This is a genomic window from Nocardia heshunensis (assembly GCF_054782115.1).
This window is the reverse complement of record NZ_BAAGTC010000002.1, coordinates 589,369-612,702: the sequence shown is the minus strand read 5'-3', so window position 1 is coordinate 612,702 and position 23,334 is coordinate 589,369. Positions and strand designations below refer to the sequence as shown.

General features: G+C 67.7%; 19 protein-coding genes. 4 read left to right on the top strand and 15 right to left on the bottom strand.

Annotated elements, in window-relative coordinates; translation table 11 throughout:
* Nucleotide 1 precedes the first annotated feature (1 nt).
* The 3 genes from casG to ACYVN4_RS02910 form a co-directional block, all read right to left on the bottom strand.
* The gene (gene casG / locus ACYVN4_RS02920) at nucleotides 2–1,663 is read right to left on the bottom strand and encodes a steroid-24-oyl-CoA synthetase (protein ID WP_460717639.1); all 1,662 of its coding nucleotides are present in this window, start codon (nucleotides 1,661–1,663) and stop codon (nucleotides 2–4) included.
* 118 nt (nucleotides 1,664–1,781) lie between these two features.
* The gene (locus tag ACYVN4_RS02915) at nucleotides 1,782–2,930 is read right to left on the bottom strand and encodes a serine hydrolase domain-containing protein (protein ID WP_460717638.1); all 1,149 of its coding nucleotides are present in this window, start codon (nucleotides 2,928–2,930) and stop codon (nucleotides 1,782–1,784) included.
* A 12-nt stretch (nucleotides 2,931–2,942) separates the two neighbouring features.
* Nucleotides 2,943–4,298 (bottom strand): flavin-containing monooxygenase, encoded by a 1,356-nt coding sequence (locus tag ACYVN4_RS02910; RefSeq protein WP_460717637.1) that lies wholly within the window; start codon nucleotides 4,296–4,298, stop codon nucleotides 2,943–2,945.
* A 147-nt stretch (nucleotides 4,299–4,445) separates the two neighbouring features.
* On the opposite strand from ACYVN4_RS02910, the gene ACYVN4_RS02905 reads away from it, so the two are divergent.
* A complete protein-coding gene (locus tag ACYVN4_RS02905; RefSeq protein WP_460717636.1) occupies nucleotides 4,446–5,075 on the top strand; it encodes a TetR/AcrR family transcriptional regulator in 630 nt (209 codons plus the stop codon).
* Between the two features lie 19 nt (nucleotides 5,076–5,094).
* On the opposite strand, the gene ACYVN4_RS02900 is transcribed toward ACYVN4_RS02905, so the two are convergent.
* The 8 genes from ACYVN4_RS02900 to ACYVN4_RS02865 form a co-directional block, all read right to left on the bottom strand.
* Nucleotides 5,095–5,493, bottom strand: coding sequence for a nuclear transport factor 2 family protein (locus tag ACYVN4_RS02900; protein ID WP_460717635.1), 399 nt, complete (start codon nucleotides 5,491–5,493; stop codon nucleotides 5,095–5,097).
* 215 nt (nucleotides 5,494–5,708) lie between these two features.
* Complete coding sequence (locus ACYVN4_RS02895) at nucleotides 5,709–5,936, bottom strand: hypothetical protein (protein ID WP_379362329.1); 228 nt, start codon at nucleotides 5,934–5,936, stop codon at nucleotides 5,709–5,711.
* 94 nt (nucleotides 5,937–6,030) lie between these two features.
* Entirely contained in the window at nucleotides 6,031–6,840 is an 810-nt protein-coding gene (locus tag ACYVN4_RS02890) for a sirohydrochlorin chelatase (RefSeq protein ID WP_460717634.1), read from the bottom strand.
* On the bottom strand, nucleotides 6,837–8,249 hold the full coding sequence (locus ACYVN4_RS02885) for a uroporphyrinogen-III synthase (RefSeq protein ID WP_460717633.1): 1,413 nt from the start codon (nucleotides 8,247–8,249) through the stop codon (nucleotides 6,837–6,839). Before ACYVN4_RS02885 ends, ACYVN4_RS02890 begins: the two co-directional genes overlap by 4 nt.
* Complete coding sequence (gene nirD, locus ACYVN4_RS02880; RefSeq protein ID WP_460717632.1) at nucleotides 8,246–8,638, bottom strand: nitrite reductase small subunit NirD; 393 nt, start codon at nucleotides 8,636–8,638, stop codon at nucleotides 8,246–8,248. The genes ACYVN4_RS02885 and nirD overlap by 4 nt, the downstream gene beginning before the upstream one ends.
* 67 nt (nucleotides 8,639–8,705) lie before the next feature.
* Nucleotides 8,706–11,258, bottom strand: coding sequence for a nitrite reductase large subunit NirB (gene nirB / locus ACYVN4_RS02875; RefSeq protein WP_460718347.1), 2,553 nt, complete (start codon nucleotides 11,256–11,258; stop codon nucleotides 8,706–8,708).
* A gap of 38 nt (nucleotides 11,259–11,296) precedes the next feature.
* Nucleotides 11,297–12,787, bottom strand: coding sequence for a nitrate/nitrite transporter (locus tag ACYVN4_RS02870; RefSeq protein WP_460717631.1), 1,491 nt, complete (start codon nucleotides 12,785–12,787; stop codon nucleotides 11,297–11,299).
* A 280-nt stretch (nucleotides 12,788–13,067) separates the two neighbouring features.
* Complete coding sequence (locus ACYVN4_RS02865; protein WP_460718346.1) at nucleotides 13,068–14,234, bottom strand: MFS transporter; 1,167 nt, start codon at nucleotides 14,232–14,234, stop codon at nucleotides 13,068–13,070.
* Between the two features lie 218 nt (nucleotides 14,235–14,452).
* Here ACYVN4_RS02865 and ACYVN4_RS02860 point away from each other — a divergent pair, with 218 nt between their 5' ends.
* Both ACYVN4_RS02860 and ACYVN4_RS02855 read left to right on the top strand, forming a co-directional pair.
* Nucleotides 14,453–15,136 carry a FadR/GntR family transcriptional regulator gene (locus tag ACYVN4_RS02860; RefSeq protein ID WP_460717630.1) on the top strand — a complete coding sequence of 228 codons (684 nt, stop codon included), beginning with the start codon at nucleotides 14,453–14,455 and terminating at the stop codon, nucleotides 15,134–15,136.
* A gap of 175 nt (nucleotides 15,137–15,311) precedes the next feature.
* Nucleotides 15,312–16,772 carry an MFS transporter gene (locus ACYVN4_RS02855; RefSeq protein WP_460717629.1) on the top strand — a complete coding sequence of 487 codons (1,461 nt, stop codon included), beginning with the start codon at nucleotides 15,312–15,314 and terminating at the stop codon, nucleotides 16,770–16,772.
* A 114-nt stretch (nucleotides 16,773–16,886) separates the two neighbouring features.
* On the opposite strand, the gene ACYVN4_RS02850 is transcribed toward ACYVN4_RS02855, so the two are convergent.
* The 3 genes from ACYVN4_RS02850 to ACYVN4_RS02840 all read right to left on the bottom strand — a co-directional run bounded on the left by ACYVN4_RS02850 (nucleotide 16,887) and on the right by ACYVN4_RS02840 (nucleotide 20,147).
* Nucleotides 16,887–17,738 carry a TIGR02569 family protein gene (locus ACYVN4_RS02850; RefSeq protein ID WP_460718345.1) on the bottom strand — a complete coding sequence of 284 codons (852 nt, stop codon included), beginning with the start codon at nucleotides 17,736–17,738 and terminating at the stop codon, nucleotides 16,887–16,889.
* 155 nt (nucleotides 17,739–17,893) lie between these two features.
* On the bottom strand, nucleotides 17,894–19,078 hold the full coding sequence (gene moeZ, locus ACYVN4_RS02845) for an adenylyltransferase/sulfurtransferase MoeZ (RefSeq protein WP_460717628.1): 1,185 nt from the start codon (nucleotides 19,076–19,078) through the stop codon (nucleotides 17,894–17,896).
* A 115-nt stretch (nucleotides 19,079–19,193) separates the two neighbouring features.
* The gene (locus ACYVN4_RS02840) at nucleotides 19,194–20,147 is read right to left on the bottom strand and encodes a sigma-70 family RNA polymerase sigma factor (RefSeq protein ID WP_460717627.1); all 954 of its coding nucleotides are present in this window, start codon (nucleotides 20,145–20,147) and stop codon (nucleotides 19,194–19,196) included.
* A gap of 379 nt (nucleotides 20,148–20,526) precedes the next feature.
* On the opposite strand from ACYVN4_RS02840, the gene ACYVN4_RS02835 reads away from it, so the two are divergent.
* Nucleotides 20,527–21,930: a DHA2 family efflux MFS transporter permease subunit gene (locus tag ACYVN4_RS02835; RefSeq protein WP_460717626.1), complete on the top strand. Its 1,404-nt coding sequence runs from the start codon at nucleotides 20,527–20,529 to the stop codon at nucleotides 21,928–21,930.
* Nucleotides 21,931–21,933: 3 nt separating this feature from the next.
* Here ACYVN4_RS02835 and ACYVN4_RS02830 read toward each other — a convergent pair whose 3' ends face one another.
* On the bottom strand, nucleotides 21,934–22,992 hold the full coding sequence (locus ACYVN4_RS02830) for a DUF3152 domain-containing protein (RefSeq protein ID WP_460717625.1): 1,059 nt from the start codon (nucleotides 22,990–22,992) through the stop codon (nucleotides 21,934–21,936).
* Nucleotides 22,993–23,334: the final 342 nt, after the last annotated feature.

The window sequence follows — 23,334 nt, the reverse complement described above, 5'->3', positions numbered from 1 at the left end:
TTCACTCCCCCGTTGAGAGATCGCGGCGCAGCACCTTGCCGGTGGCATTGCGCGGCAGGGGTTCCGCGGTGACCAGCCAGCGGGCGGGCACCTTGAAGTAGGCCAGTTGCTTGGCCACATGATCGCGCAGTTCGTCCTCACCCACCGAATCCGGTTGGTCCACAACGACGATCGCCGCCACCTCCTGACCGAGGTCCTCGTGCGGGACGCCGATCACGGCCGACTCGCGCACCGCCGGATGCTCGTCGAGGACGTTCTCGATCTCCTGCGGATAGACGTTCTCGCCGCCCCGCAGGATCAGATCCGAACGACGGCCGGAGATGTAGAGCTTGCCCTGGCGCAGCGTGCCGAAGTCGCCGGTGCGCAGCCAGCGGTCCGGGTCGATGGCCGCGGCGGTCGCGTCCTCGTTGTTCCAGTAGCCGAACATGACGTACGGGCTGCGGATGCAGATCTCGCCCTCCTCGCCGTCGGGCACCACCTTGCCGTCGGGATCGCGGACCTCGAGCGAGACACCGACGACCGCGCGGCCCACGGTCTCGTTGTCGGCGGCCAACTCCGGCGGAGTGGCGACGGTCGCGGCGGTCCCGGACTCGGTGCAGCCGTAGCTGGTGGTCAGGCCCTGCAGGGCGACCGGGAAGCGTTCGCGCAGCCGCTGTACCAGTGCCGGGGACGCCGGTGCGGAGTTCAGCGAGAACGCGGTCAGCGAGGACAGGTCGTACTTCGAGATGTCCACGGCCAGAATGCGGCTCGCCAGCGTCGGAACAGCCGCCCAGTTGGTGACCCGCTCCGCCTCGACCAGTGCCAGCAGCGATTCCGCGTCGAACTCGCCGGAGGTCGGGAAGATCACCGCGTCACCGGTGGTGAGCCGCGGGATCGACAGGTTGTGCAGACTCGCGATGTGGAACAGCGGCATGGTGGCCAGGTAGCGGCGCGCGGCCGGAGAACCGTCCCAGCTCTGGCCACGGAAACCGGCCGCCAGCGCGTCCATGAAGCGGTGGTAGTCCGCGACGGCCACCATATTGCGCTGCGTGTGCACCACGCCCTTGGGACGGCCGGTGGTGCCGCTGGTGTACAGAATGATCGCCGGATCGTCCTCGCCGAGTTCGGCACTCGGATTGCCGCCCGCGAATTCCGCGATCAGCGCGGGCAGATCGGTCTCCATGGTGAGGACCGGGATGTCGGTGCCGGTCTCGGCGGCCAGCGCGGCGCGCTTGGCGTCGGCGATCACCACCTTCGGGGCGGAGTGCTCGAGGCCGTAGGCGATCTCGCGCGGCACCCACCAGGCGTTGTAGCCGACCGGGATCGCGCCCAGCCGCTGCGCGGCCCAGAACGTCAGCACCCACTCGGGGGCGTTGGCTGCCAGGATGCCGACGCGGTCACCCTTGCCGACGCCGTAGCGTTGCGCCAGCGCGGCGGCCAGCGCACCGGCCGCCGCGTAGTGCTCGGCGAAGGTGTAGCGGGTGCGCGCCGACACCAGATAGTCGAGGTCGCCCAGTTCGCGGGAGTCTTCCAGCAGTTCGAGCAGCGAACCGTGGCGATGGGTGAACACCGGCTGCGGCGCGCCCAGCACCTGCTCGACCCCCATCTCGAACGGCCCGCCGGGCCCGGTCAGCTTGCCCGCGACCTGTGCCGCGAGCGCCTGGAGATCAATGGCATTGGTCATGAATCAAGTCCTCGGGTGTCGATGCGCGAACCTTCGCAGCTTGCCGCAGCGAGCCGGTGGCGCGGGAGGGAACCGGAAACTTTTGGTGCCGCCGTACCAATTTCTGGGATGGCGCGCCTCATGCCCGCCCCCGGACCGCGTCGAAGGTCGCCTTCAGGTAGGCGTCGGCCCGATCGGAGCCGATCAGGCCGGCCGCCATCCGGTTCATGGCGTAGGCGAAGGTGACGCGGTGCTCCAGGTCGTTGACGACCATCGCGCCGCCGATCCCGGCCCACCAGCAGACCTTGCCGTCGGGCACATGGGGTGCGGTCTGCGGCTGCGGCAGGCCGTAGCCGATGCCGAAGCGCAGCGGCAACATGATCGCCAGATCCACGCCGTCGGACTGCGGTTCGAAGATCAGCTCGATGGTCTTGTCCGACAGGAACTTCCGGCCGTCCAGCTCCCCGCCATTACTGATCAGCGACTGCAGCCGAGCGATGGAGCGGGCATTGCCGTGCCCGCCCATGCCGCCCAGTTCGGCCTGCCGCCACTGCGGCGTACCGCATTCGGGGAAGTCCAGCAGCGGCTGGAACAGCGTCTTGAACATGACGCTGTCCTGGGGCAGCAGGGACTGATCGAACTCGGGCAGCTCCGGCGGCACCAGATCCGCGATGCGATCGAAATCGGCTGCGGCGGTGCCGATGTGAAAGTCGGCACCCAGTGGCTCCGCCAGTTCCTCGGCGAAGAACCGGCCCAGCGAGCGGCCGGTGATGCGGCGGATGATGCCGCCCATCAGGTGGCCGTAGTTCATGGCGTGATAGCCCGACGCGGTGCCCGGCTCCCACCAAGGCGCCTGTGTCGCAAGGCGATTCTCGGCTGCCTCGGTGTCGTAGATGTCGGTCAGCGCGATCGGGGCCTCCCAGCTGGAGACGCCCGAGGTGTGCGAAAGCAGGTGCCGCACTTCGATATCCGACTTGCCATTGGCGGCGAACTCCGGCCAGTAGTGCGCCACCTTCTGGTGCACGTCCAGCTCACCGCGGTCGACCAGCAGCAGGGCGCTCAGCGCGACCATGGTCTTGGTGATGGAGAAGGTGTTGACCAGGGTGTCGGCGGTCCACGGCCGGGACTGCGCCGGGTCGGCGTAACCGCCCCACAGATCGACCACCGGCTCGCCGTCCACGGTTACGCACACCGACGCGCCCAGCTCGGCTCCCGACTCCACCTGTTCAGTGAAAGCCGCACGTACAGCGGCGAATTCGTCGGAACAGAATCCAGCGACATTGCTCATCTGTCCGGCCTCCTAAACCTGCGCCGACGCCGCGCGTGCCCGCACGGGCAGCGCGAACCCGTGTGCCTCCGCGCGTTTCGCGCCGCGCGCCATCTCCTTCTGGAGATCCCGCACGTACGGCTCGAATTCGATCTGGATGGTGTGCCGCGGCGAGTCGTAGTAGCGGCCCGAGCGGCTCTCCTCCACCTCGCGGATGCCCTGGGTCATCTCGGTCTCCGACGGGAGCCGGTAGTTGCCGGTCAGGTACGCCGCCACCAGCTTCGACTGCTGCTCGGCGAAATTCACCAGCGTCGGCATGGGCTGAGCCAGGCCGAGGAAGAACAGATTGTCGACGCCCGGCTTGATCATCTGCCGGTAGAGCGGGAACTTGTTGCGCTCGTCGGGCAGCAGCGCCTTGTCGCCGAAGAACGGGAAGCTGATGTGATAGCCGGTGGCGCACACCACCACATCCACGGCCTCGATGCTGCCGTCCGCGAAATGCACCTTGTCGCCGTCGAGTTTGGTGATGGCGGGCTTGAAGGTGATGTCGCCGCAGCCGGCCCGGTGCAGGAATTCCTCGCTGGCCGAGGGATGCGCCTCGAACGGCAGGTGATCCGGCTTGGGCAGGCCGTAATCCTCCATGTGCCCGCGGTTCTTGACCACGAAGCGCTGCTTCATCTTCAGCGCCATCCTCGATGGAATCCAGGTGGGCATCGAGCGCTTGTCGCCGACCTGGCCGTTGACGTACTTGGGCAGCACCCATACGCCACGACGGGCCGACAGATAGAACTTCGAGGCGATGAAGCGCTGCGAGAGCTCAGTGGCGATGTCCAGGCCCGAATTGCCCATGCCGACCACGACGATTCGCTTGCCGCGCATGTCGATCGGATCGAACGGGTCGTTGTAGGCGTGCGAGTGCATGAGCACACCGTTGAACTCGCCCGGGTAGTCGGGCACACGCGGATCCCAGTGGTGGCCGTTGCAGACCAGCAGCACGTCGTAGGTCTCGGTGGTGCCCTTGTCGGTGCTGACCACCCATAGGCCCTCGGCGTCACGCTCGGCCGAGATCACCTTGTGGTTCAGCAGGATTCGATCCCGCAGCCCGAAGTGCTCGACGTAATCCTTGAAGTACTGGTGCAACTGGGTGTGGTGCGGGAAGTCCGGCCACTCCTCGGGTGCCGGGAAGTCCTCGAACTGCAACCGGAACTTCGAGGTGTCGATGTGCAGGCTCTGATAGCAGGCCGACATCCCGTTCGGGTTCTTGTAGTACCAGTTGCCACCCACCTCGTCGGAGGCCTCGTAGCAGTCGAAGGGGATGCCGTATTCGGCGAGCCGCTTCGCGGTGGTGATGCCGGATGGGCCCGCGCCGATGATGGCAACCCTGGGCAACTCGCGATTCTGGGCAGATAGCGCAGCCAATTCACTCTCCTGGTTCGGCGATGGGTCACATTCCCCTGCCGGACGTGATGTGCCACACACGCTAACACTCACTAGACAACGTGTCTAGTGAGTCGACTTGCGTCTATCATTCAGGGCGTGACCCGACCAGACGTTGAACCCACCCGCCGCACCTCACTGCGCGATGAACAGAAACGCCTCACCCGCACCAAACTCATCGAGGCCGCCACCGGGCTGTTCACCACCCAGGGCTACGCGCCGGTCCGCGTCGACGACATCGCCGCCGCCGTCGGCTGCAGCCGCGCCACCTTCTACCTGCACTTCACCGGCAAGCCGGATGTCTTGCGCGCCATCGCCGAACAGGGCACGCTGCCCAGCGTCCAGCACTTCTACGAGGACCTCGACCACGTCCTCGACAGCGGCTCCCGCGAGGAATTCGCCGCCTGGATGCGCCGCGCCATCGACTGGTTCCAGGAATACAAGGACCTGCTCCCCGCCTGGGACGAGGCCACCGCACTGGAACCCGAGTTCCGCGAGGTCGCCCGCGAAGGCATCATGGCCCTGCCAAACGTGATGAGCTCCTACCTGTCGCGCTGGCCCGCCGACCGCCAGGACGAGGCCCGCCTGCGCGTGGAACTCCTTGTCGCCCAACTGGAGCGCTTCTTCACCCGCTGGGCCATGCAGGGCACGATCGACGTCTCCGCCGAAGAGGCCGCTACCGTCCTGACCGATATCTGGTTCCCGGCACTACAGACGCCCGGGAAATAGCCGCGATCGAACGCGCGGGTCACGCCGTGCGGCGGGCGCGATCCAGTTCCCAGAATGCGCGCAGCGCAATGATCTTGCCGTCCGCATTCACCCGATAGACGGCCACGAGATCGACCTCGACGGTGATCTCGGGGCGGGCGCTGCGAATGGTGCCGGTGAATGCGGACTCATTTCCGCAGGCGAAGGAATCGGTCCAGTGGAATTCGATCTTACTGGGTTCGATTGCCTTGTCCCAGAAGGCCGCAATGGCCGCGTGGCCCGAATGTCCGTGGCCGATCGGGTCGTACGGGGAGATGCCGACCGGATCCTCCACGCGGGCGTCGGCCGCGAAGAGCGCGAGCCAATCGGCCTTGCGCTTGGCGCGGACGGCGGCCTGGGAGGCGAGTCCGGCGCGGCGCGCGGGGTGGTCGGCGAGCATGCGAGGATCTTGCCGCAGCGCGGCGGGCCGGGGGCGCAAGGGTTCCGGTCAGCGGGAACGGGATTCGAAGCGCTGAGATTGGCCTGTGATCGGGCCGAGAACGTTGCATTGCGATAGCGAACGGCTAGCAATCGTGGCCGGAATCACAGGGCAAACGATTGGGGCCGACACCCGAAGGTGTCGACCCCGACATCGAATTGTGAAATTCAGACGTTTCAGTGAACGCCGACGTTGTAACCGGTCCACGCCTGACCATTGAAGGTGGCGCCGACGCCCGGCTGCAGGGCCTGCGCGCACTGATCATCGGTCAGGTGGTAGAAAGCGCAAGCGCCCGAGGGGTCCACGCCCACCACGACACCCTGGCCGTCGTCGGCGGAAGCGGTACCGAAAGTACCGGCGGCACATGCGGCGATCAGCCCGGCGGTGACAGCGAATTTCTTCAAGAGGGGGTCCTCCCAATCAATTTGGAAATGTCACCAGAAAGCGTGGCACGACTTTCGCCAACCGCCAAGCCATCGGAGTTTCGGGCGATTCGTTTCAGGCGACTTCAGCGACCGAAAGAGCGTGCGTCGCAGAGACGTAGCGACTTACCAGCAAACGCACCACGGCCGGGTGGATACCGATCGGTTCGGCAACGCCGTCCGCGCCCGCCTCGTGCAGGCGCTGATGGAACAGACCATGCGCGAGCAGGTACGACGCGATGAAGACGCGGCGTTCGCCCGAAGCGCGGACGGCCGCCACCACTTCCGGCACCCGCGGCTCGCCCGTCGCGATGTACGCGAGATGGGCGGGCGTGCCGATACGCTCGGAGAGCAGATTCGCGGCCCGTTGAACATCCTGGCGGGCACGAGAATCCGACGAACCGGCCGCGGCGAAGACCACCGCGTCCCCGGGTCGCCAGCCCGCGGCGCGCAGGCGCAGGTGCATGACCTCCGCCAGCGCCGGATCCGGGCCCATTGCCTGGGTGACCGCGACCGCGTCATGCGCACTCGCGGCCACCTCTCGCGGCACATCCTGATACACGTGGTAGCCCGAGGCGAGAAACGCCGGAACCACCACGGCGGGAACCGAATCCAGGTCCCGCAACACCTCCGCCGGGGACGGCCCCAACACATCCACGAACGCGGTGCGCACGCGCGGCGGCGCACCGATCGCGATCTCACGCAACGATGCCGATGCGGCCCCGAAATCGGCACCGGCACCTGTCTGTGCGCCGTAGCGGATCTCGTCCGCGAACGCCGAAGCACCCAGCTCCCGCGCCACGGCTCCCGCCAGTTCGGCAATCATCTCCACACCCCGCGCACTCCTGGTGCCGTGCGCGACCAGGATCAACGCCGGCGCGTTCACCAGGGCCTCCGAGCCGAACCCGGTACCGCGCCGGGCAATCCGTACGAACGCGGCGTAACGGCCGACGGGGCAGCCACAACCGGGCGGGTCCCGCCGATGGCGGTAGGAGCCGCGGGGCGGCGAACGATACCGGTCGCGGGCGGGACCTCGGGCACGGGACGGCCGACCGCGGGACGAGCGGGCATCTCCCGGCGGCCGCTCAGACCCGGCGAATGGGTCGGGAAGCCTTGGCGGGCAGGCGGAGTCACCGGTTCCGGGTGCGGGTTGTCGATGCATTCGGCCGGGTCCAGGGCCAGGCGGTAGCCGCGTTTGACGACGGTTTGGATGGCTTTGGGGGTGCCCAGGCCCGCGCGCAGGCGGGCGATGGCGGTCTCCACGGCGTGGGTGTCATCGCCGCCGCCGGGCAGGGCCGCGAGGAGGTCCTCGCGCGAGACCACGCGGCCGGGCTGGCGCGCGAGGGAACGCATCAGGGCCATGGGGGCGGGGGCCAGCTGGCGGACCTGACCGTCCACGACGACGCAGCCGCCGCGCACGCTGAGCAGGTGACCGGCGGCCTGAATTCGATTGGCGCGCCGGGGCAGTTCCTCGGCGACATGGCGGGCCAGCGCGCCCAGGCGGGCGCGGCCGGGCATGGAGGTGGTGACGCCCAGTTCCTCCAGCGGGGCCGCGGTGATCGGGCCGACGCAGGCGGGCAGCACCCGGGTGCGGAACGCGTGCAGGACGGCCTCGAGCAGGCCGGTCTCCTTGGCGCGCATGAGCAGTGACGCCACCGCGGGGGCGCTGGTGAAGGTCACGCAGTCCAGTGCGGCGGTGACGATGCCCTCGATGAGGCGGTCCATCGGGGTGCGGTCTTCGGGCGGAATCCACCGGTAGACCGGCACGGGCACGACATCCGCGCCGGCCATCCGCAGCACCTCGCAGAAGTCCGGGACGGGCTCCCATTCGGTGGTCGCGCCGTGCAGCTGCACCGCGATGCGGACGCCCTCGACGCCCTGGGCGAGCAGGTGATCCAGCACCTCGGCGCTGGATTCCGAAGCTGGAGACCACTCTTCGCGCAGCTCCGCCGCACGGATGGCGCCCTTGGCCTTGGGGCCACGGGCCAGCATGCGGTTGGAAGCCAGGGTCGAGCACAGCTGCTCGGCCAGGCCCCAGCCCTCCGCGGCCTCCATCCAGCCGCGGAAGCCGATCCCGGTGGTGGCTACCGTGATCTGGGGCGGGTCGGCGACCAGCTGGCGCGTGACGCGCTCCAGCTCGGTGTCGTCGGCCAGCGGAATGATGCGAATGGCCGGGGCGGACACGACATTCGCGCCCCGGCGGGTGAGCAGGGTGCCGAGTTCGTCGGCGCGGCGGGCAGCGGTGATGCCGACCGTGAATCCAGCGAGCGGGGTACCGCCGTCGACCTCGGTCATGCCGGACCGCCGGCGAACTGCACGGGGTCGTTCGACACCGAGATCACACCGTCCGCGACGCGCACCGCGTAGACCGGCAGCGATATCGAGTCGTCGTCCAGGCAGCGGCCGTCGATCAGCGAGAACGCCTGCTTGAGCAGCGGCGAGGCCACGACGGGGACACCGCCGCGGTCACCGACGAGCCCACGCGACATGACCGCCGCCCGGCCGAAGGGGTCGATGTTGCCGACGGCGAACAGGGTGCCGTCGGTCGTGAGGAACAGGGCCGCCTGGCGGCCGCCCTTCAGCAGCACCGCCACGCCGCGGCCCGGAATCAGATAGTCCAGTCGGCAAGCGTGGGTCCAGCCGGAAATGCTGGTCGCGGTGCCGGGTGTGTCGATCACGGTCATCGGTAAGTCTCCTCCGAACGGCCTGTACCTATTGGTACCGACGTCCTGTTTCCAAGCGGTTAAGCAGTCATTTCCCGTGCGTGGCGGACTCGGCGACCTTGGTCATACCGACCGGCATGTCCGGAATGCCGAGGAGCACCGGAACCTTGCGCTCACCGGTCTCGTCGAAGCCGATGGTCGGGTCCGACTCCTCGGGCGCGTTCACGAAGGACACGAAGCGCGAGAGCTTGCCCTCGTCCTCGAGCACCGCGGCCCACTCGTCCTTGTAGCCCTCGACATGCTTGGCCATGGCGGCCTCCAGGTCGTCGGCGATGCCCAGGCTGTCGTCGCAGACGACCGCCTTGAGGTAGTCCAGGCCGCCCTCGAGGGCCTCCTGCCACGGCGCGGTGCGCTGCAGGCGGTCCGCGGTGCGGATGTAGAACATCAGGTAGCGGTCGATGTAGCGGATCAGCGTCTCGTCGTCGAGCTCGCCCGCCAGCAGCACCGCGTGCTTGGGGGTCAGACCGCCGTTGCCGCCGACATACAGGTTCCAGCCGTGCTCGGTGGCGATGACGCCGACGTCCTTGCCGCGCGCCTCGGCGCACTCACGGGCGCAACCCGAGACCGCCAACTTCAGCTTGTGCGGGGAACGCAAACCGCGGTAACGCTTTTCGAGCAGCACCGCCATGCCGACCGAATCCTGCTGGCCGTAGCGGCACCAGGTGGAACCGACGCAGGACTTCACCGTGCGCAGCGACTTGCCGTACGCGTGACCGGATTCCATGCCCACGTCGACCAGGCGCTTCCAGATCAGCGGCAGCTGCTCCACCCGCGCGCCGAACAGGTCGATGCGCTGACCACCGGTGACCTTCACGTACAGGTCGAATTCCTTGGCGATCTGGCCGATGGTGATGAGCTGGTCGGCGGTCACCTCACCACCCGGCATCCGCGGCACCACCGAGTAGGTGCCGTTCTTCTGCAGGTTGGCCAGGAAGTGGTCGTTGGTGTCCTGCAGCGCGGCCTGTTCGCCGTCGAGAATGTGATCGCTCGAGGTGGAGGCCAGGATGGAGGCCACGGTCGGCTTGCAGATGTCGCAGCCGGTTCCGGTGCCGTGCTTGGCGATCAGGCCCGAGAAGGTGCGGATTCCCGTCGACTGGATGATGTGGAACAGCTCGGCACGCGACTGCGAGAAGTGCTCGCACAGCGACTTCGAGACGGCCACACCCGACTGTTCGAGCAGCTTCTTGAGCATGGGAACGCAACCGCCGCAGGAGGTTCCGGCGTTGGTGCAGCTCTTGATGGCGGGCACGTCGCAGGCCCCGTCGGCGATCGCGCCGCAGATGGAACCCTTGGAAACGTTGTTGCAGGAGCAGATCTGGGCGTCGTCGGGCAGCGCGTCCGCGCCCAGTTCCGCACCGGCCGGGGAGATCAGCGCGGCCGGGTCGGCCGGCAGCGGGCGGCCGACGAGCGGGCGCAGCGCCGAGTACTGGGTGGCGTCGCCGACCAGCACACCGCCGAGCAGGGTCTCGGCGTCGTCGGAGACCACGAGCTTGGCGTAGGTGCCCTTGGCGGCGTCGTGCAGGACCACCGACAGCGCGCCCTCGGTCCGGCCGTGCGCGTCACCGAAACTCGCGACGTCCACACCGAGCAGCTTCAGCTTGGTCGACAGGTCCGCACCCGGGAACTCACCCGCGCCGCCGAGCAGGCGGTCGGCGACCACCTCGGCGGTGCTGTAGCCGGGGGCGACCAGGCCGTAGCAGACGCCCTCGACCGCCGCGACCTCGCCGATGGCGTAGATGTTCGGGTCCGAGGTCTGCAGGCCCAGATCGGTGATGACACCGCCACGCTCACCGACCGTCAGACCGGCACTGCGGGCGATCTCGTCACGCGGACGCACACCGGCGGCGAAAACCACCAGGGCGGAACGCAATTCGCTGCCGTCGGAGAAGGTGACCTTGAGCTGCTCGGCCACCGGCGCGCCGTCGACGGCTTCGATGCTGGAGGTGCCGACGCCGGTGTGCACGCTCAAACCCAGCTCGGTGACCAGCTTTTCGAGGATCGCGCCGCCGCCCTCGTCGATCTGGGCGGGCATCAGCCACTTGTTGAACTCGACCACGTGCGGGGTCATGCCCAGCAGCCGCAGCGCGTTGGCCGCTTCCAGACCGAGCAGGCCACCGCCGACCACGACGCCGACCGCGCCCGGACCGGCCGCCTCGGCCGCGGCCCGGATGCCGTCGAGATCCTCGAGCGTGCGGTAGACGAAGTTGCCCGGCAGGTCGTGGCCGGGAACCGGCGGCACGAAGGCGTACGAACCGGTCGCGAGAACCAGGGCGTCGTAGGCGATCACCTCGCCGGTGGAGGTGGTGACCTTGCGGTCGGTCTTGTCGATGGCGTCGGCCTTCACGCCGAGACGCACCTCGACCAGATCGTCACCGGCGTACTCGTTGCCGGGCAGGGCCAGCGCGGAGGTCTCCCACGTACCCACGTAGGACGAGAGCCCGACGCGGTCGTAGGCGGCCAGCTTCTCCTCGCTGAGGACGATGACCTGCCAGGTCCCGGCCTCGTCGCGGGAGCGCAGCGCCTCGACGAAGCGGTGCCCGACCATGCCGTGTCCGACGACGACGACGGTTTTGCGTTCGATGCTGTGGGTCATGACGGTCCCTCTTTCGCGAATGGACGTCAGGCGCGAGCCGACGAGGTGGACGGGGAATCGGTTCCGGCGGTGCCGGATTCGGCCTCGAGCACCAGTGCTTCGGCCTCGACGACGACATCGGCGTCGGTGGTTTCAGGAGAGAGAGCCCGCAGGCTCGGACGGCGCATGAAGACCGCCCAGCAGACCAGGCCGCACACCACATAGAAGGCCATGAAGACCCAGAAGGCGGTGGTCGCGGACTTGGTGGAGGCGTAGGAGGAACGCAGCACCAGGTTGATGCCGACACCGCCCAACGCGCCGATGGCGCCGACGAAGCCGATGAGCGCACCGGAGGTATTGCGGGCCCACGCTGCACGGGAGGCCGAACCACCTTCCAGCGAACGGGATTTCGCCTCGAACACCGAGGGGATGATCTTGGTGACCGCCCCGTTGCCGATACCGGAGATGACGAACAGTGCGGTGAACCCGATGATCAGCGCCACCATCACGCCGCCCTTCGGGTACCCGGCGTGATCGCCCATCGTGGAGGACACCGCGACCACCACGGCCGCCGCCGTCATGGCCAGGAAGGTGTAGAGCGTGACCTTGCTGCCGCCGATGCGGTCGGCCCACTTGCCGCCGTACGGGCGGGCCAGCGAACCCAGCAGCGGGCCGATGAAGGCGATCTGCGCGGCATGCAGGGTGGCCGCGGCGACACTCGCGCCGCCCGCCTTGAAGCTGATCTGCAGCACCTGGCCGAAGGCGAAGCTGTAGCCGATGAACGAACCGAAGGTACCGATGTACAGGAAGGCGATGGCCCACGACTGCGGCACCTTCAGCGCCTTGAGCATGTAGGACAGGTCGGCCTTCTGGTTCTTCACGTTGTCCATGAACAGCGCCGCGCCGATGGCCGCGACCACGATCAGCACCAGGTAGACCGCGCACACCACCGAGGCATTGCCGTAGGCGTTGCCCAGGGTCGCGATCACCGCCAGACCGATCAGCTGCACCACCGGCACACCGATATTGCCGCCGCCCGCGTTCATGCCCAGGGCCCAGCCCTTGAGCCGCTGCGGGTAGAAGACGTTGATGTTGGACATCGAGGAGGAGAAGTTGCCGCCGCCCAGGCCCGCGAAGGCCGCCACGATCAGGAAGGTCGTGTAGGAGGTGCCCGGCTGGTTGATGAAGTACAGCGCCAGCAGCGTCGGGATCAGCAGCAGCAGCGCGCTCACGATCGTCCAGTTGCGGCCGCCGAACTTGGCGGTGAGCACGGTGTACGGGATCCTCGCGAGGCCACCGACCAGGGTGGGCACCGCGCCCAGGAAGAACTTCCCGGCCGGGTCGATGTGGAAGGTCGCGGTCGGCATGAACAGCACCATGACCGACCAGATCGACCACACCGAGAACCCGACGTGCTCGGCGAACACCGACCAGATCAGATTGCGGCGCGCGATGTTCTTACCACCGGCTTCCCAAGCGGCGACATCTTCGGCATCCCAATGCTCGATGTCGCGCTTGCGGGTCAGCGTCGTCAACAAGAGGCCCTCCTGAAATCTGGATTGCCTCAAGGTAGAAAACGGGTATTGCGGTGATGCTGCGCGGAATGACCGTTAAATCAACGGTTGCTCACGAAATCCGACCACTCGGCGTGAGAAGTGGGCTTATGTTTCACCCATGTGACGCAACGGTTTCCACCGGCTACATATCGCCAGGAAAGACGAATTCGAGCCGTGAGGTGAGAGCCTTGCCACACAGCATGGCCCCAACCTCACGGCTCGGCAACTCGAACGGTGAAATTCTTCGAATGGCGGAGAACCGCTAGTTCCAGGTGTCTTCCAACAGCTGCGGCTTGCACGCCACCCAGCCGCCGACCATCAGCACCACGACGGCGAGCACCAGGAAACCGAAGGGCGCCAGCCAACCACCGGTCATCGTGTGCAGCGCACCGAACAGCAGCGGACCGGTGCATGCCACCGAGTAACCGACACCCTGGGTGAAACCGGACAGCGAGGCCGAACCGGCACCCGTGCGGGTGCGCAGGTTGATCAGGGTCAGCGCCATCGGGAAGGTCGACGGGCCCAGGCCCAGCGCCAGCACCCACAGCAGCGGGGCGGCCATCGGCGCGAAGAGTAGACCGGCGAAACCGATCAGGAAGAACACCGCGCAGCCGATCACCACCGGGAACGGATTGGCCATGCGGCCCACCACAACCGGCGCACCGAGCGCGGCGACCAGACCGATGAGGGCGAAGATACCGACCATGCTGCCGCCGAAGGAGGCGCTGGCCCCGGAGTCGCTGAAGATGGTCGGCATCCAGGTGAACAGCGAGTAGGTGATCAGCGAGGTCATGCCGAACATGAAGGCCATGCCCCAGGCCAGGGGCGAGCGCCACACCTTGCCGGTCGCGCCCTCCGCGGGCAATACGGTTGCCTCCGAAGCCAATTCGGTGGTGTCCACGAGTGCGCGCCGGCGGCGCACCTGCAGCACCGCGATCCACGGCAGCGCGGCGGCGAAGGCCAGCGCGGCCCACATGCCGACGGAGACCCGCCAGCCGTGTGCGTCGGCCATCGGCACCGTGATCAGCGCCGGGAACACGGTGCCCAGCTGCACCATCACGATGTAGACCGAGCTGAGCGTCGCCAGCCGATCGGAGAAGTACCGCTTCACCAGCGGCGGGATCACGATATTGCCGATGCCCATACCGGCCAGCGCGAAGGCCGAGAAGGCCAGCAGCTCCCAAGTATTGGGCACGATGGCCCGCAGCACCTGGCCGACACCGGTCATCAGCATGGCGACCAGTGCCGTCATCTCCAGGCCCAGGCGACGCGAGATGATCGGCGTGATCAGGCCGCCCAGCGCGAACATGGCGGTCGGCAGCATGCCGAACACGCCGACGACCGCGGTGGAATAGCCGATGTCCTCGCCGATCCGACCCGCCAGCGGGGTGAATGCGGTCACGGCCACGCGCAACGTCAGCGCGGACATGACGATCGCGGCGAAGACCAGCAGGCGGCCCTCGAACAGGGAGCGCTTGGAGAGTTCGTGCGGGAGCGGGGTGCGATCGATGGCGGCGGGTCGGCGGGGCGCGGGGGCGGTCCCCCGCGCGGTTGTCATCGTCTCATCCATCGTCGCAGTCACCACGAAATCATAGGATGACCCGATGATGTGATGCAACGAATGTGAGGCAGGGTACGCTGTCCCCCGTGCAACCAGTCCGGCGCACGAGCCTCATCGCCCAGGTGACAGAGCAGCTTCGTGCCGAAATCCGTTCCGGCCGTTGGGCCGTCGGCTCGCGTATCCCCACCGAGCCCGAACTCACCGAACTCACCGGCACCGGCCGTAATACGGTGCGCGAGGCCGTGCAGGCGCTCGTGCATGCCGGCATGCTGGAACGCAGACAGGGGTCGGGGACCTACGTCATCTCCACCTCCAGCCTCGGCGGGACGCTGTCGTCCTACTTCGCCGACGCGCATCAGCGCGATCTGCTCGAACTACGGCAGGCGCTGGACACCACCGCCGCCCGGCTGGCCGCCACCCGTCGCGACGAGACCGATATGGCAACCCTGCGGCGACTGGTCGAGGATCGAACCCGGTTCTGGGACACCGACTTCGAGGCCGCCATCGAGGCCGATGTGCAACTGCACCGCGCGATCGTCGTCGCCAGCCACAATGCGGTATACCTGGAGTTCTACGATTCGCTGCTGCCCGTCATCGCCGAGGGGATCCGGTTCCGGTCCGAACGCGAGGGCGAGACCTATCACGAGGAGCACGCGGAACTCGTGCAGGCGGTCATCGACGGCGATCCGGAACGCGCGGCCCGCACCGCGAACTGCTTCCTCAACTCGCTGATGGCCGAATACCGGACGCTTGATACAAAATTCGAGTAACCGGAACGTCACCGCTCACGACTTCGAAAAGTGAGCTGGAATTACCGCTCCTGTCACCAAAAGCCATTCAGACGTAAAAAGCAGTTCCTACGGTTGACGCGACCGCACCGGTTCCCCTCCCTGACCGGGGACCGATTGATGAGGGCGGTCGCGACAGCCGAGAGGACAGCTGCTCATGGCAACCGTAGTAGAGGCACCCGACACCGCCTTCACCTTCCAGAGACGCGGCCGGTGGATCGACCGGTGGGAACCCGACAACAATGAATTCTGGGAAAACGGGGGTAAACAAACCGCCCGCAAGAATCTGATGTTCTCGGTTTTCGCGGAGAACCTCGGATTCAGCATCTGGGTCATCTGGGCCAGCATCGTGACCGCCATGGGCTCGGCCGGATTCGCCTTCCTGGGTGCGAAGAACCCCGACGCGGTGAACAACGCCCTGCTGCTCACCTCCACCCCGACCCTGGTCGGCGCGGCGCTGCGGGTGCCCTACACCTTCGCCATCCCGCGCTTCGGCGGCCGGGCCTTCACCGCGTTCAGCGCGGCCATGCTGCTCATTCCCACCCTCGGCATCGCCTACTTCATCAACCACCCGACCACGCCCATGTGGGTGTTCATGGTGCTGGCGGCCCTCGCCGGTGTCGGCGGCGGCAACTTCTCCTCCTCGATGGCCAACATCAATTTCTTCTTCCCCGAGGGCAAGAAGGGCGCGGCGCTGGGCATCAATGCCGCGGGCGGCAATCTCGGTGTGGCACAGACCCAGTTGTTCGTGCCGCTGATCATCACCCTGGGCACGCACATCTTCGCCAAGAACCCGGGCGGGTACCGCTTCGGCATCACCCTCTCGGTGCTCATGTGGATTCCGTTCATCCTGATCGCCCTGTTCGGCGCGCTGCGCTACATGGACTCGCTGTCCGGCGCCAAGTCCGACGGGTCGTCCTACAAACTGGCCCTGAAGAACCCGCACACCTGGGTGATGGCCGCCCTCTACGTCGGCACCTTCGGTTCCTTCATCGGCTTCTCCTTCGCCTTCCCGACGCTGCTCAAGGCCAACTTCCCCAGCCTGGCCAAGATCGGCTGGATGGGCACGCTCGGCAACCTCGCCTTCCTCGGCGCGCTCGTCGGATCCATGAGCCGCCCGTTCGGCGGGTGGATCGCCGACAAGCTCAGCGGCGCGAAGATCACGCTGTATGTGTTCGGCGGCATGGCGATCTCGGCCGCGCTCATCGTGGCGTCCTTGTCCGCCAAGAGCTTTCCGCTGTACCTGATCTCGTTCCTGCTGCTGTTCGTGTTCAGCGGCATCGGCAACGGCTCCACCTACCGGATGATCCCGATGATCTTCACCGCCGAGGCGCGTAAGCATGCCTCCGAAACCGGTGGGGACATCGCGGCGGCGCTGGTATCGGCGAAGCGGCAGGCGGGCGCGGCGATCGGTGTCATCGGCGCGGTCGGCGCGGCGGGCGGCTGGGTGCTGCAGCAGGCGCTGCGACTGTCGAACACCCACTACCACAGCATGAATCCGGCGTTCTGGGGTTACGTGGTGGCGTACCTGGCCATGGGCGCGCTGACCTGGTGGTTCTACCTGCGGTCGTCCTTCGCCGTCGGACGCGTGCCCTCGCTGGCGCACGCCAACGTCTAGAGCACGACACAAGCTTTGGAAGCGCGCTCTTCCAAAGATCCCCTCCCCTCGGGGGATTGCGAAGGCCGCACCGGAATCGTCGCCCGGTGCGGCCTTCTTCCTGCGTGCGATCGGCTACAGCAGCAGGCGGATCATGTCCGCGGTGCGCGACAGGCCCGGGAACGACTCGGGAGTGGAGCGCGGGTGCAGGGCATGCACGGCCAGCCGGAACATGACCGCGCGCACCAGCATCTGCGGCCACTCGGGTAGGTCTGCCCAGCGTTCCAGCAGACCGTCGTCGGCGCCGCCCCACGACAGCGCGTCGACCACGATCACCGCCGCCGCCCACGGGGCGGGCCGCCAGTACGGGGTGATGTCGGTGAGACCGGGTGCGAAACCGCTCGCGAAGAGGACGGTTCCGAACAGGTCCCCGTGCACCAGCTGTGGCGGCGTGCTCACCGGTTTACGCAGGGTGGACAGCTGGGTGATCAGCGTCAGGCTGCGGTCACCGTCGGGCGAGGTAGACGGCAGCATGCCGCCCAGCTTCAGGCTGCGCAGCGGAACCGCCTCCCACGCAGCGCGATCCGAGGCCGCGAACACATCCACGTCCGCCCACGGGGCCACCGGCTGCGCGGCCAGGAAGCGGGGGCGCTCCAGTTGCACCGTCTTCTGATGCAGGCGCAGCGACAGCGACACCACCTCGTCGTGCCGCGGCTCCGGCAGTCCCTCGAGATAGGTGTCGGCGCGCCAACCGGATACGACATAACGGCCGTCGGTGGCGCGGACCGGGCGGGCCAGACGAATCCCGTCCACCCGCAGCGTCTCACGCACCTTCGCCGACCAAGCGGCCCGCGCGTGATCGGTCACGGGGCTCAACACCACGTCACCGAGTCGCCAGCCGCCGTCCCAATTGCCCAGCGGAACCGGCGCTTCCTCGCGCAACCCGAAGGTCGAGCGCACGTGCTCGGGAGGTTCCACAGCAGTCATGGTCACGCGCGTACGGTACCGCCGTAAAGAGGCGGGAATCGGACGCCACACCGGATAACCGACCACCCGGAACGAACTCGGGAAGTTGCCGGAAATTTGGTGAGTGACGACCGCAAACCGGGGCCCGGAAGACCTACTCCCGGACCCCTATTCGCTCAGTACACCGGCAGCGACGGATCAACCTGGTTGGCCCAGGCGATGATTCCGCCCTGGAGGTGGGTGGCGTCGGAGAAACCGGCGTTCTTCAACGCCGCCAGCGCCTCCGCCGAGCGGATTCCGGTCTTGCAGTGCAAGACGATCGGGGTGTTCTGCGGGAGTTCTGCCAGGGCCTCGCCGGAGAGGATGCGGTCCTTGGGGATCAAGGTTGCGCCCTCGATGCGGACGATGTCCCATTCGACCGGTTCGCGGACGTCGATGATGGCGACCTCCTTACCCGCGTCGAGCATCTCCTTGAGCTCGCGCGCGGTCACGGTGGAACCGATCGCGGCGGCCTGGCCCTCCTCGGAGACCACGCCGCAGAACGCGTCGTAGTCGATGAGCTCGGTGATGGGCTCACGCTCGGGGTCGCGACGCAGCTTGATGGTGCGGTAGCTCATGTCGAGTGCGTCGTAGACCATCAGACGGCCCAGCAGCGGGTCGCCGATGCCGGTGATCAGCTTGATCGCCTCGGTCACCATGATCGAGCCGATGGACGCGCACAGCACGCCCAGCACGCCGCCCTCGGCGCAGGACGGGACCATGCCCGGCGGCGGGGCCTCCGGGTAGAGGTCGCGGTAGTTGATACCGCGGCCGTCGGGGGCGTCCTCCCAGAAGACCGAGACCTGGCCCTCGAAGCGGTAGATGGAACCCCACACGTACGGCTTGCCCGCCAGCACGGCGGCATCGTTGACCAGGTAGCGGGTGGCGAAGTTGTCGGTGCCGTCGACGATCAGGTCGTACTGCGCGAACAGCTCGATCGCATTGTCGGGCTCGAGGCGAATCTTGTGCAGCTCCACGTTGATTCCGGAATTGATCTCCAGAATCGAGTCGCGCGCGGAGTCGGCCTTGGAACGACCGATGTCGGATTCGCCGTGAATGATCTGGCGCTGCAGGTTCGACGCGTCCACCTCGTCGAACTCCACGATGCCCAGCGTGCCCACGCCCGCGGCGGCCAGGTACAGCAGCGCCGGGGAGCCGAGCCCGCCCGCGCCGATGACCAGCACGCGCGCGTTCTTCAAACGTTTCTGACCGACGGTACCCAGGTCGGGAATGATCAGATGGCGGCTGTAGCGGGCGACCTCGTCCCGGGTCAGCTCCGCCGCAGGCTCCACCAGGGGCGGCAGGGAGGCATGCGATGACACGTCTTCGGACTCCTCAATCGAATTCGCCGGATACTCGCGGCCATTGCTGCAACACCGGGACACACGGCGTTCTTCCCCGAGTCTATTTCCCGGTTTCTGCCGGACCCGACGCGGGTCAGAGCCAGGCCGGGAGGTCGAAGAGGCGGAACAGGTCGGGGTCGTGGAACAGATCCATGCGCGCGATACCGTCACGGTCCAGGGTCAGCACGTGCAGGTTCGCCGCCTTGAAGACCTCGCCGTCGAGGGTGACGTAGGTGGCCAGGGCCGGGCGGCCGTTGGCCCGGACCGGCACCATGCGGAAGCCCTCGCCGCGGGCGAAGACCCCGGCCAGGAACGCCGTGACCGGATCGCGGCCGTGGAACCAGGCCACGAAGGGCGGCATCTGCAGCAGGGCGTCCTCGCGCAGAATCCGCTTCAGCGCATCGATATCCATGGTCTCGAAGGCCTCGACATAGCGGGCCAGCCACTCGCGCTGCTCGGCATCCGGGAGTTCGCCGGGACCGGCGTCGATATCGGGCAGCTGGGCGTGGGCCCGCTGGAGCGCGCTGTTGACCGCCGCCGTCGTGGTGTCGAGCAACCCGGCCACCTCGGCGGCCCGCAGCGCCAGCACATCCCGCAGGATCAGCACCGCACGTTGCAGCGGCGGCAGATGCTGCAACGCGGCCACGAAAGCCAGCCGCACGCTCTCGCGCGCCGCCACCACCGCGGCCGGGTCGCCGTCGCCGAGCATCGCATCCGGAAACGGTTCCAGCCAAGGGATTTCGCGGGCGGGTGGCAGGCGGCCCGGCCCCACCACCGGATTCGGCTCCGCCAAATCCACCGGCAGCACCCGCCTTTCGGCGCTCGCCAGCGCGGTCAGGCAGACATTGGTGGCGATCCGATACAGCCAGGTCCGGATCGAAGCCCGTTGCGGGTCATAGGATTTCGCGCCCTTCCAGGCGCGCACCTGAATCTCCTGCACCAGATCCTCGGCATCGTGCAGCGAGCCGGTCATCCGGTAGCAGTAGGCGAGCAGTTCCGATCGATGTGAATCAGCGACGGCGACCACGTCGTCGACAGTGGCGGTCATCCCACCTTGCTAGCACGGCAGTGCCCACTCCGTCGAGCGACGAGATGGCCGCACCGACGAGCGGGGAAACGGCCGCCGCCATCGGATCAGCCTCCGACCGGCACCCGGCCTGCGCGGTCACCCTCCGTGTCGCGCTTGCCAGCACGCACGGCTCGCTGCCCCCTGCGACAGTGCCGCAACGTCGGCCTCCGCGATCGACCGGAGAGCGCGAATCCCTCATCACCGAAACTCGGAACGCCGCCTCGGTCCAGGCGTCCCGCGAGCGCCGAGAGGGGACGTGGGCAAGCGGAGCGGGTCCGTGACCTCGGGGGCGATGAGTTTTCACAGGGCGGTGAGTACGTACCGGTGACATCCCTCTGCGCCCGGAAGGCAACACCCCATGACCACGCATCAGCGCTGGACGCTCGCCTTAGCTTCGGTGGCGTCCCTCATGGTGGGGCTCGACGCACTAGTCGTCACCACCGCGCTCAACACCATTCGCGTCAAACTCGGCGCTTCCCTGGAAGCACTGGGCTGGACGCTCAACTCCTACACCCTCGCGCTGGCCGTGCTGCTGCTCACCGCGGCGGTGCTCGGTGATCGATTCGGCCGCCGGCGCCTGCTCATCGCCGGGCTGGTCCTGTTCACCGCGGCCTCGGCCGCCTGCGCGCTGAGCACCGGCATCGACTGGCTGATCGCGGCCCGCACGGTGCAGGGCGCGGGCGCGGCGATGATCATGCCCGCCTCGTTCGCGCTGGTCGGCGTGGCCTTCCCGCCCGAACAGCGGGGCAAGGCCATGGGCATCTTCTCCGGCGTCGTCGGACTCGCGATCCTCGGCGGGCCGGTGGTCGGCGGCGCGGTCGTGCAGGGCCTGACCTGGGAGTGGATCTTCTGGCTCAACGTGCCGATCGGCCTGGCGCTGATCCCGCTGGTGCGGCGGTTCGTCGCCGAAAGCACCGGGCCCGCACGGGATGTCGACATCATCGGGGTCATCCTGTCCGGCCTCGGCGTGCTCGGCCTGATCCTGGGCCTGGTCCGCGGCAACACCAGCGGCTGGACCAGTGCCGAGGTGCTGGGCGCACTGATCGGCGGCGCGGTGCTGCTGGCCGCCTTCGTCGGCTGGGAGTCGCGCGCCCGGGAGCCGATGATTCCGTTGCGGCTGTTCGCCCATCGCGGTTTCAGCGCCGCCAATCTGGCGGGCGTGCTCATGACGGCGGCGCTGTTCGGCACCGCGTTCTTCTTCGCCCAGTACCTGCAGGCCGGGCTGCACAACAGCCCGCTCGGCTCCGGCCTGCGCCTGCTGCCCTGGACCGCAACACTTTTCGTGATCGCGCCACTCTCTGGGTCGAGCATGGCCCGGGTCGGCGAGCGCCGGCTGGTGGTGGGCGGCCTGCTGCTCGCGGCCGTCGGTTTCGGCTGGATCGCCCTGGCGGCCGGGACCGGTGCCGGCTATCCGGCGCTGGTGGTACCGATGTTGCTTGCCGGAGTGGGCATCTCGGCCGCCATGCCCGCGGTGCAGAACGCCGCCATCAGCTCGGTCGAACCGGCGGCCATCGGCACCGCCTCGGGCATCTACAACGCCACCCGGCAGTTCGGCGGCAGCCTCGGAATCGCGGTCACCTCGGCGGTTTTCACCGCCACGGGCGGCTACGGCACGACGGTCGCGATCCAGCACGGCTTCCGGGCCGCGATCCTCGCCACGGCGGCGAGCGCGGGCCTTGGCGCCCTGGTGGGCCTGGGTGTCACTGTCCGGCAACGCAGTTCGGCGGTTCCGGCCGCCGAGCCGGTGGCCGCGGCGGCCTGACCCCTAACCCCTCGGATACGGCCAGGGGTTGAAGCGGCAGGACTTTCCGTCCATCGGCACCACGCCTTCGGGATCGAGCTTCGCGATGTCGTTGTTCTTGATCCCGAAGGTCTGCTGCATCATCACCGGGGCCAGCCCACCGTCGGTCTCGCACGGCTGATGCTCGTGGTAGCCGATGGCATGTCCCACTTCATGATTGATCTGGTACTGCCGATACGACCCGACATCCCCCTCGTCGGAGAGCGCGCCGCGCACCCAGCGCACCTCCGAGAGCAGCACCCGGCCGAGATCGGCGTTGTAGCAGGAGGAGTCGATCGGGATCTCGAAGCCGCAGGACTTGCGGGTGGTGTCGCGCGAGGTGAGCGAGACGCGGAAATCCGGATTGCCGGTGTCGATGCGATGGAAGGCGAACCGCGGATCATGGGTCCAGGACTTGGGATTGGCCAGCGTCGCGTCGATCATCTTGCCGATGGCGTCGTCGCCGCCGAGGCTCGCGGTGTCCACGCCGTCCTCCACCTCGACGGTGTAGTTGAAGACGTGCTCGGAGCCGGTGCCCACCTGACCGGTCGTGCCCGGCACCACATGCCAGGTCCCCTTACCGGTATCGGTGTAGGGGCCGCCGGCGGGGACCGCGCCCGAGGGCAGGTCGGTGGCGTACTTGCCGTCCCCCTTGGGCGCACCGCCGATGATGCCGCTGGGCTTGTCGGTGTGCTCGCTGAGATGACCGAAGCCGGGGAGCCCGGTATCGGCATCGCCGGTGTGCCGCAGGGCATCCACGGCAACCAGGATGGTGATCACCAACAGCACGGGCAGCGCGTAGGCGCGCCAGCCGTAGGTGTTCACGAAGCGGCCCAATGGACTCTGGCGTTTGGTCTCGCGGTCGGGGCGTTGCCGAGTGGGGCCGTCGGTGGGCAGTGCGGTGGGGTCCCAGGTGGCCCGGAGCGGCTGATGCGGCGATACCGGCTGCGATACCGGTGCTACCTGCTGCGATACCGGAGATGTCGACTGCGCTCCCGAGGATACCGACGGCCCGGTCTGCGATACGGTGCTGTCCGAATACAAACCGAGCGGATCGTAGATCGGCCCGGTGGGTCTCCCCCGACGCGTAGTTCCGCGCCCGCCGGAATCGCTACCCCCATGGTCGGTCACGACAGACAGACTCTCACAGTGCGCGCCGATGCACTCGGGCGCGGGGTTGGGGGCCGGTATTGCTGCGAGATATCTCACCCCAATGGGGCAGATCTCACAATTCGGAAGATGTGCTACACAGTTGTGATCGGCCTCGCATAATCGACGCCACAATATTCGGAACCTGGATCTGCACCGGCCCCCCGAGCGAGTATCGTTCGGTGGATACCGCCCGGTGAACATCCTTCCCGCCGGGAATCAACTGGGAGATCGGAA